The organism is Hymenobacter sublimis (assembly GCF_023101345.1).
Lineage (GTDB): Bacteria > Bacteroidota > Bacteroidia > Cytophagales > Hymenobacteraceae > Hymenobacter > Hymenobacter sublimis.
On the sequence record NZ_CP095848.1, the window covers coordinates 807,091 to 820,533 of the forward strand.

The 13,443-nt window shown below is 57.7% G+C and carries 12 protein-coding genes and 1 tRNA gene; 5 read left to right on the forward strand and 8 right to left on the reverse strand.

Annotated elements, in window-relative coordinates:
- Nucleotides 1-42 precede the first annotated feature (42 nt).
- Both MWH26_RS03510 and MWH26_RS03515 read right to left on the reverse strand, forming a co-directional pair.
- A complete protein-coding gene (locus MWH26_RS03510) occupies nucleotides 43-1,059 on the reverse strand; it encodes an MBL fold metallo-hydrolase (protein WP_244695256.1) in 1,017 nt (338 codons plus the stop codon).
- Nucleotides 1,060-1,234: 175 nt separating this feature from the next.
- Nucleotides 1,235-1,807: a hypothetical protein gene (locus MWH26_RS03515; protein WP_247976063.1), complete on the reverse strand. Its 573-nt coding sequence runs from the start codon at nucleotides 1,805-1,807 to the stop codon at nucleotides 1,235-1,237.
- Between the two features lie 120 nt (nucleotides 1,808-1,927).
- On the opposite strand from MWH26_RS03515, the gene MWH26_RS03520 reads away from it, so the two are divergent.
- Together MWH26_RS03520 and MWH26_RS03525 are read left to right on the forward strand one after the other, a co-directional pair.
- Nucleotides 1,928-2,581 carry a hypothetical protein gene (locus tag MWH26_RS03520; protein ID WP_247976064.1) on the forward strand — a complete coding sequence of 218 codons (654 nt, stop codon included), beginning with the start codon at nucleotides 1,928-1,930 and terminating at the stop codon, nucleotides 2,579-2,581.
- A gap of 97 nt (nucleotides 2,582-2,678) precedes the next feature.
- A complete protein-coding gene (locus tag MWH26_RS03525; RefSeq protein ID WP_247976065.1) occupies nucleotides 2,679-3,410 on the forward strand; it encodes a Bax inhibitor-1/YccA family protein in 732 nt (243 codons plus the stop codon).
- A gap of 195 nt (nucleotides 3,411-3,605) precedes the next feature.
- Here the strand turns inward: MWH26_RS03525 and MWH26_RS03530 are convergent, their stop codons facing one another.
- Together MWH26_RS03530 and MWH26_RS03535 are read right to left on the reverse strand one after the other, a co-directional pair.
- Nucleotides 3,606-5,447, reverse strand: a complete 1,842-nt coding sequence (locus tag MWH26_RS03530) for a M61 family metallopeptidase (protein ID WP_247976066.1) — start codon at nucleotides 5,445-5,447, stop codon at nucleotides 3,606-3,608.
- 142 nt (nucleotides 5,448-5,589) lie between these two features.
- A complete protein-coding gene (locus MWH26_RS03535) occupies nucleotides 5,590-6,234 on the reverse strand; it encodes a class I SAM-dependent methyltransferase (RefSeq protein WP_247976067.1) in 645 nt (214 codons plus the stop codon).
- 78 nt (nucleotides 6,235-6,312) lie between these two features.
- Here MWH26_RS03535 and MWH26_RS03540 point away from each other — a divergent pair, with 78 nt between their 5' ends.
- From MWH26_RS03540 to MWH26_RS03550, 3 genes are all read left to right on the forward strand, one after another.
- On the forward strand, nucleotides 6,313-7,029 hold the full coding sequence (locus MWH26_RS03540; protein ID WP_247976068.1) for a phosphatase PAP2 family protein: 717 nt from the start codon (nucleotides 6,313-6,315) through the stop codon (nucleotides 7,027-7,029).
- 131 nt (nucleotides 7,030-7,160) lie between these two features.
- A tRNA-Leu gene (locus MWH26_RS03545) sits at nucleotides 7,161-7,242 on the forward strand.
- 116 nt (nucleotides 7,243-7,358) lie between these two features.
- Nucleotides 7,359-8,027 carry a phosphatase PAP2 family protein gene (locus tag MWH26_RS03550; RefSeq protein ID WP_247976069.1) on the forward strand — a complete coding sequence of 223 codons (669 nt, stop codon included), beginning with the start codon at nucleotides 7,359-7,361 and terminating at the stop codon, nucleotides 8,025-8,027.
- Nucleotides 8,028-8,217: 190 nt separating this feature from the next.
- Here MWH26_RS03550 and MWH26_RS03555 read toward each other — a convergent pair whose 3' ends face one another.
- The 4 genes from MWH26_RS03555 to MWH26_RS03570 form a co-directional block, all read right to left on the reverse strand.
- Nucleotides 8,218-10,542, reverse strand: coding sequence for a GAF domain-containing protein (locus tag MWH26_RS03555; RefSeq protein ID WP_247976070.1), 2,325 nt, complete (start codon nucleotides 10,540-10,542; stop codon nucleotides 8,218-8,220).
- A gap of 172 nt (nucleotides 10,543-10,714) precedes the next feature.
- Entirely contained in the window at nucleotides 10,715-11,287 is a 573-nt protein-coding gene (locus MWH26_RS03560) for a hypothetical protein (RefSeq protein ID WP_247976071.1), read from the reverse strand.
- Between the two features lie 158 nt (nucleotides 11,288-11,445).
- Complete coding sequence (locus MWH26_RS03565; RefSeq protein WP_247976072.1) at nucleotides 11,446-12,324, reverse strand: T9SS type A sorting domain-containing protein; 879 nt, start codon at nucleotides 12,322-12,324, stop codon at nucleotides 11,446-11,448.
- 370 nt (nucleotides 12,325-12,694) lie between these two features.
- A complete protein-coding gene (locus tag MWH26_RS03570; protein WP_247976073.1) occupies nucleotides 12,695-13,366 on the reverse strand; it encodes a hypothetical protein in 672 nt (223 codons plus the stop codon).
- Between the last annotated feature and the right edge of the window lie 77 nt (nucleotides 13,367-13,443).

Below are 13,443 nucleotides of genomic sequence, written 5' to 3' on the forward strand. Positions count from 1 at the left end.
TCAAAGCTAACAGCTAATAGCCAAAAGCTAATAGTCCGCTTCCTACTCCCACTCCGCCCAGCGGAGCACCTGGCCCACGGCCGGCACGTGCAACTCGCCGCGCAGCATCTGGCCATTAGCCACTAACTGCAGCTCCCGGATAGGCTCGGAGGCGGGCTCATCGGAGAGGTCGAAGGTGCCGTAGTGCATGGGCACGAGGTGGCCGGCGCGCAGCAAGTTGGCCGCTTTGGCTGCCTCATGAGGATTTACGTGGCTGAGCTGCATCATGTAGGGTGGCTTGTAGGCCCCAATGGGCAGCAATACAATATCAAGGGGGCCAAACTGCTTTTCTATTTCCTCGAAGTGGCCGCCCATGGCCGTGTCGCCCATGAAGTAGATGGTGCGGCCATCGGGTAGGCGCAGCAGAAAAGAGCCCCAGAGCACCCGGTTCATATCGAACAAGCCGCGGCGGTGCCAATGCGAAGCAGGCAGGTAAAACAGTTCAAACGGCGCCTCGGGGCCCAAATCGAACTGCTGCCACCAGCCAGCCTCCTGCACGGGCAGGTTACGGGCCATGCCTCGCACCAGCCGCGCCATACCCAGGGGCCCAAACGCCCGCAATTGCGGATTCTGGCGGGCCAGCAGCTTCACCGACTTCTCATCCAGATGGTCGCGGTGGCCGTGGCTGAGCAGCAGGTAGTCGAGACCGGTGAGGTCCTCGGGCCGGCAGGGTAAGGGGTGGCGGTGGCGCAGCCCCAAGGACGAATACAGCACCGGGTCGAAGAGCAGGGTTTTGCCCGCTACCCGCAGCAGAAACGAGGCGTGTCCTAGCCATACTAAGCCCTCATCTTGGCTTTGCAGAAAAGCTGTGCAGTCTACTACCTCAGGCACCCAGGTATCGGTCTTCTTTTCCTCCTTCTGCGGATTCTCACTTAGCTGCCACTTAATGACTGTGCCGAAGCTGGGCTCGTACAGTTCCTCTCCGTTGCAGTACTCAGCCCCTATCATCTTATTGCCGAGGTAGCCTTTTTTGATAATGGGCAGTTGAGGATTACTGACAAAGCGGGGAGTGGAGGCCATGAAGCGCGGCAGAAAAGAAGCGGTAGAAATCGGTCAAAGAAACGCTAAAAAGCCGTCATCCTGAGCCCAGCGAAGGACCTAATTACGCCAGCCCGGTAATCGTACGAACGGCTCGGGCTGGCGTAAGCAGGTCCTTCGCTGCGCTCAGGATGACAAATGCTTCTCGGTCGGAATATTAAAACCCAAAAGGGGCACCCGAATTGTACAGCGGCGAGTAAGCTCCAGGGTAGGTGCTGGCTCCGTTGCTGACACGCACCCCGCCCGAGACAGAGAAATTCTCCGTGATATGGTAGTCGGCGCGCAGGTTCACGCCAGAGCCCAGGTTGCCGCCAAAGCCCGCGTAGGGGTTTACTGGTGCGCCAGCGGTAGGGGTAAGGTCTTTCCAGGCGGAGCCTGTGAGCAGCAGCCGCGGCGACAGTGCATACTGACCGCCGCCCTGCAGCAGGTAGCGGTTCTGGGTCGTAGTGGCCAGGCGGTTACCTTCTCCGAAAGGAGCATAGGCCCTGCCCGGCACCGTGCGCAGGTAAGTAACGCCCCCGAACACGGACAAGCGCGGCGTAACCGGCACCGATACGGTGGGACTGAGGTAGGTAGCCGAGCCGTAGCGGCCCGCAAACATGGCGCCGGCGTTCAGACTATACGAAGGCCGGAGCCCCAGGCGCGGTGCGGGCACCTCGGGCTGCACCTGGGCCTGCGCGGCTCCCATTAGGAGCACACCAAAAGGCAGAAGGAAAAGAAAACGAAGCATAGCGAGGCGGCCGGAGCCGTTGGGTGAACCGGCAACTAAGGTACGAAACGCCGGGCGGCCCGTCAGCGTGCCCGGGTCCAAAAAAACAGCCAACTTCGCTTTAAAGTTATAGTCAAGTTTATGTCGGAATTTCAATCTTACCAGCGCTTTGCAAACGTGGAAGTTGCGCAACCCCTGCTCCAACTGCTGCATCAGCACAACATTCCCTACGAAACCAAGCTCGACCAGCCTCGCATCGATCCGTCGTTTGCCTTCAACCCTACCAACTCCTACTTCGTGGTGCAACTGCGGCCCGAGGATTTTGAGGTTGCGCAAACCCTGGAACTGGACGCCAACGATGCGCTAACGGCCAGCGCTGCTCCCGACCACTACCTGTTTAACTTCCCCGATGAGGAGTTGCTCGATGTGCTACTCAAGCCCGATGAGTGGAACAGCTTCGATGTAGCCCTGGCCCGCCGCATCCTGCGCCAGCGCGGCCACGACGTGAGTCCGGCCCTGATGGAGCGCCTGCGCCAGCAGCGCCTCCAGGATCTGGCCCGGCCCGAACCGTCACAAAAGGCCTGGATTCTGTTTGGCTACGCCATGGCCTTGCTCGGCGGCATTGTGGCCGTATTTATTGGCTGGCACCTGTATTCGCACAAAAAGCAACTGCCCAATGGCCAGCAGGTGCTGGCCTTCCAGCCCCGCGACCGGGCCCACGGCTTCCGTATTCTGGTGCTGGGCAGCGTATGTTTCCTCCTGGCTTTGGCGTTCCGGTTCCTGTTAGACGATTAATGGAGGCAAAAAGCTCAGCGCCAAGTCAAATGACAGCATAAACTTGTATTTTGGCCCGAACAACAGCATTATTCTAACCCTTCTTTTAACCGCTTCCATGGAAGAATTTGTACCCGACGAGCAACAAAACACGCAGCCTACCCTCCGCATCAGCGCCGAAGACGCGGCCCGGATTCAGGGCGCCTTTATGCAGCAAGTGTACGGCTGGATGGCCGGGGCCCTAGCCCTTACCGGCGGTGTAGCCATGTTGGTAGCATCTTCTGAAGTGGCCCTGGAATTTATTTTTAACCATATCGGCGTGTTTCTGGGCTTGTTCCTGGTGGAAGTGCTGCTGGTAAGCTTCCTCTCACGCAAGGCCCTGGAATGGTCAGTGGGCGTTACCTCGAGCGTGTTCATGGCCTACGCGGTAGTGAGTGGGGTAACGCTGAGCGTTATTTTCCTGGCCTACACTATGGGCTCCATTGCCTCCACGTTCTTTATCACGGCTGGTACATTTGGCGTCATGAGCCTCTACGGCTACTTCACGCGCACGGACCTTTCCCGTTGGGGTAACATCTTGATGATGGGGCTAATTGGGCTGATTCTGGCGTCCGTAGTGAACCTGTTTCTGCACAGTGAGGTGCTGTACTGGGTTGCTACCTTCGTCGGCGTCATCGTCTTTGTGGCCCTTATTGCTTACGATACCCAGAAGCTGAAAATGCTGGCTTTCATGGGCCTCGAAGATGAAGCTACCGACCGCAAAGCGGCCGTACTAGGTGCCCTCATCCTCTACCTCGATTTCATCAACCTGTTCCTGCTGCTGCTCCGCATCTTCGGTCGGCGGCGGTAAAAGTGCAAGGGTGAGGTGGTGAAATGGTGCATTTTCAGCAGTAGCCCGCTTGCATCCTGCACCAGTTCAGTTCCTTGCAAAACAGAACAAGCCCCTACTCTCTGCGCGAGGGTAGGGGCTTATCTGTACCGGATATAGCGGGAAAAGTCAGGCGACGAATAGCCGTTTTCGGGGACCGACTAAATGGTGCTCGTTCTATTTGGCTTTACCGCTAAGCCAAGCCGCCCGGAACTTCTTTTGGGTTTTGGACAGTGGCCGGCCAGCCTGCTCATAAGGTACTACCGCTAGGTCGGAGTTTTCCTGGAGGGTGATGGGCACGGTCCGCACTCCGTCCCGGGCCCGCACCTGCACCTGTATCACGTCGCCGGGCTTGTGGGTAGAGAGAAAGGTTTGCACGGTCTTGGCATTGGTGGGCTTCTGGCCGTCCAGCTTCAGTACCACGTCCTCTCGGTCGAGGCCCGCGAGGTAGAACGGGCTGCCTAGCAGCGTGCTACCCAAGGTGGCGCTGCTGTCAGGGTTGAACTGCAAGCGGGCCTCCAAGCTAGCCTGACCGGCTTGGGCCCGGCGCATCAGCAGGCCGGCCGGAGCCAATAAGGCCTCGTAGTTGGGCAACTCATGCCCGGTAATGTGCTGGCGGAAAAACTGGCCGGCGAAGGTTGTGTCCTTGGTTACTTCGCCCAGCACCTGCTGCAGGTCGCGCAGGGTGTAGGGCTTGGCCGGGGCGTAGTTCTGCTGGGCACCGTGCTGCTGCCACAACGTGCGCATGTAGGTGTCCAGGTCGGTTTTGAAACGCTGGCGCAGCTCTAGGTCCAAGGCCAGTGCATTGCCTGCCCCAATGTAGTAGTAGCTCAGGTAAGTGTTCGAGCGGTTGTTGGGGTCAATGGCGGCGGCGGCATCCACGAAAGGCGCCTGCTGGCTCATCTGCACCGGCGAATAGCGCTTGGGGCCCGGCATGGTCAGCATGGCGTCCACAATGCCACTGAGAGCTTCCTGGCAGTACTGCTCGTCGGTATACACGCCGGCTCGGCGCAATAGCAGCTCCCCGTAGTACTGCGTAAAGCCTTCAGCAAACCACAGATTGCTGCTCATGTTGGCCCGCTGAAAGTCAAAGGGTTCCAAATCTTGAGGACGAAGGCGCTCCACGTTCCAGCTGTGGAAAAATTCGTGCGACACGGTACCGAGGTTGTCCAGGGCACCGGAGCCGCGCAGGGGGCGGTTGCTGGTGAGGCTGGTGGAGTTGCGGTGCTCCATGCCGTCGGAGCTGGTTTGGGGCAGATAGTTGGCTACGAAGGTGTAACGTCCAAAGTCGTAGTCGGGCAAGCCCCCGAAAATGGCGGCGGCTTCTTTGACTACCTTCTTGGTTTGCGCCACGTAAGCGTCGAGCTCGGCCGGCGTGCCCTCGTGTAGCACCTGCATTTCAATGGTTTTACCCTGTTCCTGCCAGGAGCGCACCTGCTGGGGGCCTAGGGAGGTAGGCGAGTCCATGAGGTACTGCAGGTTGGGAGCCATCCAGACTTCGTTGGTTGCGTCGGGCCGTAGCTGGGAGGCCACCGCCCAGCCCTGGGGAAGGACAAACGTAACCTGGGCCGGGCGCTGCTCTAGCCCCTGGGCGTAGGCCAGGGTAGCCGGTATGTTCAGGTGGGCGTGGCGGGCATCAATACCGGCGTAGGTACCGTCGGTCCGGTCACCAAATAAGGTATAAGTGAAAATCACCGTGCCGTCGTGCCCGGCCACAGTCCAGCCGTAGGGGTCGGGGCGGCTCACAGTCAAAGTCTTGCCTTTAGCGTCAGTAGCTTGCACGTCATATACGTTCTTAGCGAATTCGTGGAGGGCGTAGCGGCCAGGGGAGGAGCGGGCCATGCGCACTTGCAGAGGCCCGGCGGGCAGCTCCTTAAACGTGGCTATGATGCGGGCTTCGTGGTGCACCGCATTTGGGAAGGCAAGTTTGTATTGAACCGGAGCCTGGGCCTGAACTGGTTGGCTGAACGCTAGGGGCAGGGCCAGCAGCCACAGCGCGGCGAATTTCCGCATGATCATACGCAAAGAAATAGAGGAGAAGAAAGGAAACGCTAACCTAACAGGTCTTGACCAGAGCTAAAGCAGTTATTTGTCAGAATTGCCCAAGCTCAGCCTCGAAATAAGCTGTAGGCGCATTTCTCGTCGCTTTTCCAACTAGTTATTACCGCCACACACTGGCTTCTACCATACCGCCAAAGAACTGACCCGCGAGCTGGGGTGACAGTCCCAACTGGGCTAGCTCGTCTTCAATTGGGGGCCGGTGCCGAGCGCTGATACCCGTCGTGAACCCGAAAAACCAGTACATCAGCTTAAGCAACGTGTGCTGCCACCAGCTGCGGGGCCGGGCAAAGTCAGCCAGCAGCCACCGGCCGCCGGGAACGAGCACGGCACCTACCCGCGCTGTGATGCTCCGAAGGCGGACGGGCGTAAACAAGTCGAGAAAAAAGAACGTAACGACGGCGTCAAAGCAGGCCGTCGGGGGCAGACAGGCCTCGGTGCCTAACTGGAACTCAATCTGGCTGAGGTGCTGGGGTAGGTGCCGCCGGGCCCAAGCTTCACTGCGGGCCAGCATCCGCCCCGATGCTTCCACGTACACCACCCGCGCCTTCGGCTGGCGCTTTAACACTTGGCCCAGCACCCAACCCGTACCTCCGCCGATGATGAGGATACGGGGCCTACCGCTGGGCAAACCCGTATCCAGGGCAGCCTCCTGGGCCCGTTGCAAGGCGCGTCCGTACACCAGCCGGGCCAACGGGTCATAGAAGGAAGCCACAACATCAAAACCCGAATCAGTAGGGCGAGGCATGCACAATGCTAACCGCATATTCGGGGTAGTAAAGCCGCGCTGGCCGCCAAACCGGCGCTGGTTTCGTATGCAGAGGCTATGACTAGTCATCTGCGCCGGTTGCTGGCCGGCATCACCTTGTTTCTGACGGAGTTTGCCATCACGCTGGCCTTGGGTACGCTGGGCGTCGTCATCTTTCTGGCTTTGGGCCGGGAGGTGTTCGACCAGGACGCCGCCACGTTTGATGCGCAGGCTTTCCGCTGGTCAAGACAAATGCTGGGGGCCGAGCGGCAGCAGTGGGTAGAAGGAATAACGTTTCTGGCCTCCCGCAACTTCATTTCTGGGGCGGCTGGCTTACTCATCAATTGGTTTCTGCTGGTGCGGCGCCACCGCTGGTATTCCCTGCTCATCCCAGTAGTTGCCTTGGGTAGCATCACGCTGAACTTGGTGCTGAAACAGCTCTACCAGCGGCCCCGCCCACTGCTGCCCCTTACGTCGGCTTCGGGCCTGAGCTTTCCCAGCGGGCATGCCATGATATCGGCCTCATTCTATGGCCTGCTCATCTATTTGGTATGGACGCACGTGCGCCGGCCTGGGCCACGCTATGCCCTGGTGGCCGCCCTGCTGGTTCTTATTTTACTCATTGGCTTAACGCGCGTGTACCTGCGGGTGCATTACGCCACGGATGTACTGGCGGGCTTTACGGCCGGAGCTGCGTGGTTGATAGTAGCTATTCCGCTACTGAAAAAGGTAGAGATGCTAGTAAAAAAACAATTCAAAAATCGGCTGCAATCAGCTGAAAAACAGCCTACATAGAGCAGAATCGAAATATTTGGCCAGATATTTTTCAGGTTTTTTTGCGGCAAAGCTTGACACACGTCAAAAAAGCCACCTATCTTTGCAGCATCAAATGACCCCCACTGTGGTAGTCAGATGATAAAATTGCTGCGCTTGTGGCGAAATTGGTAGACGCGCTGTCTTCAGGCGGCAGTTCCGAAAGGTGTGAGAGTTCGAGTCTCTCCGAGCGCACGAAAGCCGATCCAGAAATGGGTCGGCTTTTTTGTTTGGGCCTCTTCTTGGCTTGGTGGTTAGCCAGTATGAAAGTGGTTGGCGTACTTTCGGGCAGCTTGCTACCTCTGCGCTATATGAAGTTTCTTCCTGCTCGGCTCGTTGCGCTTTTTAGCTTCCTGACCGTTGAAGTAGCGGTAGTTGGTGGCGTATTTCTGGGGGCGGCGCTTTTGTTTTTCTACCTAACCCGAGTGGTGTTCATTGCGCACTCGGTCCAGTTTGATGAGTGGGCTTTTCAGCAGATGGATGCCCTGCGTGCTGCTAGTCCTAATCTCACCCCGCTGGTAGCAGGCCTTACCTTTTTTGCCTCCCTGCCGTTTCTAGTGGTGGCCGGCGCCGGCATTCCGATTACGCTGCGCCTGCGGGGGCACCGCCGGGAAGGGCTGGAGGTATTTTTGGCTGTGGCCGGCGCGGCACTGCTAAATCAACTTCTGAAAACCCACTTCCAGCGTGCTAGGCCTAGCTCGGCCCTGGTGTTTCAGCAGGGGTTAAGCTTTCCCAGCGGCCACGCTATGATTGGTCTGGCTCTATACGGCTGCCTGGCCTGGCTGCTGTGGCGTCACCGCCGCCACCCGGCCTGGGCTATTTTGCTGCTACTGTTTGCCGTGCTCATCGGCTTAACCCGAGTGTACTTGCACGTTCACTACGCTACCGACGTGGCTGCAGGCTTTGCGGCGGGTCTGTTCTGGCTGATTCTGTTGCGCAGCGCCCTGCGGCTTTGGTGGCGGGAAGAAGTGAAATTGTAAGATGGTAAGCGAAGCGTCCTGGCGAGCAGGTGGCGCATCAAGCCAGTGACGAAGCGAGTCTTCTTCTCAGTTGTGACTAGCTTGATAAAGTGACAAGCCCTTACGTCCGTGTTGGAGGTAAGGGCTTGTCACGCTAGAAGGGTAGCACGGTGGCCAGGAAGGATGACGTCGGTATCTCGGCCAATACAAATTACAGTTTCACCTGTACCCGTAGGGACAGTAGGCCTTTGACGCCTTGCAGTTCCTCTAGCTCCAGGTGTTCTACCTCGGGTTCCAGCAGGCCCCGGTCTTGGAGGTAGTCGATGTACTCAATGTACTCGTCGGCTTCGCGCTGCTGAGAGTACACTAGGGCAATTTTGCCGGGTTGGGTAAGCCGTTCGCCGGTGCCCTGTACGGTTGCCTTGTCGATGCGCTTCTTGATGATTTCGTAGCGGATGTTGTAGGCCCCGTCCACGTCAAACTGGCGCTCATCTTGGCGGAAGCGAATGCTCAAGGGCTGGCTATGGATGAGAATGAGCTGAGTGGTTTCCAGCGGCACGGGTAGGGTAGGCTTGAGTGCGGCGGTGCGGCGGGTAATTTCTACCATCACTAGAAGCTGCCACAAACGCAGGTTTTTCAAGAAAACCAAGTCAAAAGGCTTGTTCTCTACCAAGGAAGCACCCACGTAAATATTGTGCTCCACGCCATCGGTTTTAAACCGCTGGAAGTAGTGCGGGAACATGGCCTGGGCCTTGGCATCCTCCTCATCTAGGTAGCTACTGACGGCGTCGTTGAGCAGGGTAGTGGTTTCCTCAAAGGCTTTGCGCCGCTTGTAGAGGATGCCCAACTCAGGGTCGATGTTGGACCAGTACTGGCTGATAATGGGCCGCAGTTCCGCGTTGTTCTGACCCAGGTATTCAAACAAGGGCTCTACTTCCGTCCTCAGCGACTCGAAAATGCTTACCTCATCTCCGGTTAGAATGCCCTGGCGCAGGCGACGCAGGTTTTTATTAACGTAGAACTTCAGCTCATCCAGAATGGGTAGCTGCTGAAACTCGGAGGCTTTCTTCAGCACCTTTCCCGCCAGAGTGAGGTGCTCAATCAGGTCGCCTTGAATGGCTTCGTTGCGGGCTGTGCTGCTGCCGCGAATGTCACTGGAGCCATGCAAGGGGTACACATCATGAAACACGATGTCCTCCATTTCGGCGCCTTTGTTGCCGTCTTCCAGCTTTTGGAGTAGGTTTTGGGCCGCGTCGGTGAAGCGCCATTCCATGGTGGGGTGAATGGCCGTGAACTTCTCCTTGATAATGGCCTGTACCCGCGTCTGAATATCCTCGGCGTTACGCTTTACCGCCACCGCAAACAAGGGTACAAACTGGTTCACGTTTTCGAGGCTGAACTCGTTCAGGTCGCTCACGTTGGGCGAGCCCAGCTCCAGCAGCCCCACAATATCGTCGCCGTAGGGTAGCAGGGCCAGAATGGCGGAGCGGATGCCCAGGCTTAGAATCTGCTGGCGCAGGTCCTCCGGGATGTCGGCTTGCTCCACGTCTTCCAGTACTAGGGGCTGACGGTCAGCCCAGAGGCGGCTGTAAATCTGCCGGAAGCCGGAGCCGGCGTCGGGGCTGTGGAGCTGCTTGGTCAGGAAGCTGTGGTTGATTTTGCGCCCGAAATCCACGAAAGCTCGCTTCTTTTCATCGTAGGCCGCAATGCCCAGCTGCAGAAACGGCCGTCCAAACAGCACCCGTAGCTTTTCCTGGATCTGTTCCAGTCGGTCGGAGGCCTGCAGCACGTCCCGCTCCAGCAAGTCGTATTTCAGCTCCGATAATATTTCCTGCTCCGTTACATCTACTAGGTGCAGAATGTTAAAACCCACTAGCTCAAAGTGCTCGGGGGGGAGCATCTGCTGCCACAAATCGGCGCGGTGGGGGTTGCGGGCCAGTTGGTCGAGCTGCTGCGGAGTCAGCTCCGGCTTGTCGCCGTGCACCCGAATCTGCACGAAGGTAGAATTGAACTCTACCCCATAGTGGCGGTAAAGACCAATGCTATAATCGGGCACGGTGAAGATGATGGTGCCCTGCAGGGGTAGGTGCACCCCGTAAATCTTCTCTAGAATTAACTGATACGCCATGCGAGTGGTGTACACCTCGAGCGTGCGCATATCAATATTTAAAGGCTGCTTGATGGATTTGGACGGGTTCAGCAGCACCTCCGCAAAGCGCGGGGTATGATAAAAGCTGTGGCGCTGAAACGGTGCAATGGCCCCGGCAATGTCCGTATCGAAGGAAGCCGGCGGAAACACGGCCAGCATCAGCGCCTCCACTAAGTCGCAGTTACATTCCAGCAGCTTCAGGTCCGTGATGGTCCCGCGCGACCAGTCGGCGTTGGCTACCTGCTCGCTCACGGCCCGGGCCAGCATGGCTACCCCTACGTTCTGGGATTCTTCGCCGGCGCGCCAGTAGTCAATCAGTGGCTCCAGGCTGAGCGTGGTTTTAAACGGAAAAGTAGGCGTAACGGCCGCGGTAGGTTCTTTCAGCATAATAAACAGCGACACTACCCCTGGGCTACTGAACAGGTACGGCAGAGAATAACGCTACCCCCTATACGGTTGTTCCTGCTTGGCGGTCGTACCCCGGTTAGGGGAACGATACATAAGTCATCCGGGAACCGGCTTGGCGGCTAGCCGTGGTTACTGTGGCGCTTGGGAGCTACTATTGGCGGGTAAGAATAATCGGGATGAGTTGGTTGCTGGCAGCCGGATCAGTTAAATCAAACTGCTGCCTAACCCCTTTGTTGTTCGTTGTCACTACCTGCTTGCGGGTGTTCTGATAGCAGGTGCAGCAGCCATCGGCCTGGTAGTCGGTAGTAAGGCTGATGTCGGTAATGAGGTAGGTGTAGGTGGCTGCTGCCCGTCGGCTGGGCGCCAGGTAAAGTTTGTAAGTGTACTGATCAAGCCGACGGTTACCAGTCTGGGTGAAAGGAGCAGCGTTGTTGATAACAATAGGCTGAGTGTACACCGTAGCGCGGGGCCGAGTAATGGCTATCGTATCGGCGCTGGGGCGTTGGGCCGTATCGCGGGGTACCCGTACCAAAAACACGGTAGTGAGCTGGGCTGAGCGGAAACCTTGGGCCGGATTAGTTGAGGCAGAATCGGTGGGGCTGAAAGTTAACCCAATGGCATCCGCGTAGGCATCTTCGCACTCACAGGATACGGAGCCGCAGCAGGCCGCCATCAGCACGGTAGTAGCCAAAACCAATAACCAGGTAAAAACGGAACGCAGCATAGGGCGCAAAGATAATGGGCTGCCCTTGGCCACCCACGGCAGCAAGCGGAAAGGTGGCCCCCCGGCCAGCCTTTAAAAGCAGCATAAGCCGGCTGGCGCAGGCCAACCGGCTTATCTAACGGATACGCAGCCCAGATATTGGCTGCTTGTGCACTCGATCACTGCTTGACAAAGCGGCGAGTTTCTGAGCCGGTAGAAGTAGTAATTTTAAAGTAGTACGTGCCCGCTGGCAGGTCTGCTACATTCACTGCCAAGGTGTGCTCTCCTTTTTCCACTTTCGTTTCCTGGGCCACCGTACGCAGGGTGTTACCGCGGCCATCAAGCAGCTCTACGGTTACCGGGCCCGCTTTTTTTACACCGTATTCCAGTTGGCTGGTGCTCACGGCCGGGTTTGGATACACGCCTAAATTGTTGGTACGCTCAACTCCAGCGGCGGCTTTCGTGGAAGCATTAGGGTTGAGCAGCAGAAAGGTAACGGGCTGGAAATACCGGCGGGCACCCGCGTGGCGCTGGCGCTTGCTCAACCAGGCAGCGCGTTTTTGTTGCTGCTCAGGAGTAGCAGTGCGGGCCAGAATAGCCTTGGTGTCGGCCGCCCATTTTTCGCGCTGGGGCTGTACTTCCTGCGCCAGCTTGGCAATGTCGCCTTCGTACTTCTGAGCCAGCTGGCTTACATTCTGTAGTATGGCCTTGGTTTCGGCGCGCAGCTGCTGGAGCTCTTGCTTCTGCGTTTCGGTAAGCTCGGGACGGGTGCCGGCGGGCGTGCCAGCGGGGCGGAGGCTCTGGCGAAGCGCCTTGCCTTTCTGACGAGTTTCCTTGAGCTGGGCCCGGTAAAGCGTGAGTTGAGCTTTGTCGGAGGTGGTCAGCTGAGCCTCCAGCTTCTGCCGCTGCTGGCGCACCGTAGGCAGCACATTCTGCTGGTAGTACTCGCGGAGTTCCTTGCGGGCAGGAGCGCCCTGGTGGGCCTGCGTGTTCTGGGCTTGCACGGCCGAGTTTCCTAGGAGCAGGAACAAGGCCAAGGCGAGCGTAATGGCTTTCATACAGAGTGAAATGCTAATGTGGGAAAATGAGGTAGTATCCGGATTCACTGGCATAGATGCCCCCACTGCGGTAGGGTTTAATCAGGGCAAGAAAAAACTGCTTCAGATTGCTCCAAAGCGGTTTTCCTATATTCCGCACCTTTATTCCGAGCATTCTGCGCCTCAAGCAGAAACGAAGAATCCGAGTTTACCTTCCGAAGAATAACCCAAGTTCTTCGTTTCTGCTCAGCATAACAGCCAGAAGCGGAAGCTTTCGGATGTGTCTTTTTTAGTGCGTGGGGTCAGGTGCACATAAAAATTCCCCGCGCACTCGGATAGGTAGGCCGGGTGCGCGGGGAAGGCAACTAATGCCAAGAAGAAAGCCGCTGGGTTAGTTTACTCCGGTTGTGTCAGTTGATTGCGCTGACTGACCGATAATTTCTTCCAGGGGCCCGGAGCTTACCAGTTGCTTACGTAAAGTATCGGCGTCGGCATCCAGCTGGGGCCGGATCTGGTCGAGGGCTAGGCGCAGGGCCTGCACGTCGGAGAGGCGGGCCGCTTTGGTCTGGCTGTAGCCGTGGTACATGGCCACCCGCACTTTGCTGCGGCCGGTGCCGGCATACGTGCCGATTACTTCTCCCTTGGAGTTGATGATCTGTACTTCCGCTTTCACATTCGTGCGGTACCACTCCAGAGGCATGCCCAGCAGGCTGGGAGTCATGAGAGTAAGCATCTGGAAAGCCTGCAGGACCCGGCCGGTGCGCTGCACCTCCGCTTGGGTGACAACCAGCTTGGCAAAGCCAAACTTAACCGTGTCGGGTTGCGGCTCAGCGAAATGAAAGGACAGTTCCTGTCGAAATACCTTACTGGCGTCGTCGGGGAGGGCACCTTCCGTGGTGTTGAGCGGGCCGGGCTCCACTACCGCATCTAATTGGGGTAGGCGGCCCAGGGCTACAGAGTTATTGGAGCGTACCGTGTGAAACACCGCCTTTTCGGCGGATTTGCAGCTGCCGAGCCCTAAGCCTAGCATCAGTACAACAGCATGGGGGTAAAAACGAGTCATGTGTATCATTATCAAATTCCTACCGCTCCAGCGGAATACAAAATTACAGCAGAAGAACGCCAGAAGAATAGGATTTG

Coding starts and splice junctions, on each gene's coding strand:
- MWH26_RS03520 (WP_247976064.1), top strand. CDS start 1,928: ATGTCGGAATTTCAATCTTACCAGCGCTTTGCAAACGTGGAAGTTGCG.
- MWH26_RS03515 (WP_247976063.1), bottom strand. CDS start 1,807: ATGCTTCGTTTTCTTTTCCTTCTGCCTTTTGGTGTGCTCCTAATGGGA.
- MWH26_RS03570 (WP_247976073.1), bottom strand. CDS start 13,366: ATGACTCGTTTTTACCCCCATGCTGTTGTACTGATGCTAGGCTTAGGG.
- MWH26_RS03555 (WP_247976070.1), bottom strand. CDS start 10,542: ATGCTGAAAGAACCTACCGCGGCCGTTACGCCTACTTTTCCGTTTAAA.
- MWH26_RS03535 (WP_247976067.1), bottom strand. CDS start 6,234: ATGCCTCGCCCTACTGATTCGGGTTTTGATGTTGTGGCTTCCTTCTAT.
- MWH26_RS03510 (WP_244695256.1), bottom strand. CDS start 1,059: ATGGCCTCCACTCCCCGCTTTGTCAGTAATCCTCAACTGCCCATTATC.
- MWH26_RS03525 (WP_247976065.1), top strand. CDS start 2,679: ATGGAAGAATTTGTACCCGACGAGCAACAAAACACGCAGCCTACCCTC.
- MWH26_RS03560 (WP_247976071.1), bottom strand. CDS start 11,287: ATGCTGCGTTCCGTTTTTACCTGGTTATTGGTTTTGGCTACTACCGTG.
- MWH26_RS03565 (WP_247976072.1), bottom strand. CDS start 12,324: ATGAAAGCCATTACGCTCGCCTTGGCCTTGTTCCTGCTCCTAGGAAAC.
- MWH26_RS03530 (WP_247976066.1), bottom strand. CDS start 5,447: ATGATCATGCGGAAATTCGCCGCGCTGTGGCTGCTGGCCCTGCCCCTA.
- MWH26_RS03540 (WP_247976068.1), top strand. CDS start 6,313: ATGACTAGTCATCTGCGCCGGTTGCTGGCCGGCATCACCTTGTTTCTG.
- MWH26_RS03550 (WP_247976069.1), top strand. CDS start 7,359: ATGAAGTTTCTTCCTGCTCGGCTCGTTGCGCTTTTTAGCTTCCTGACC.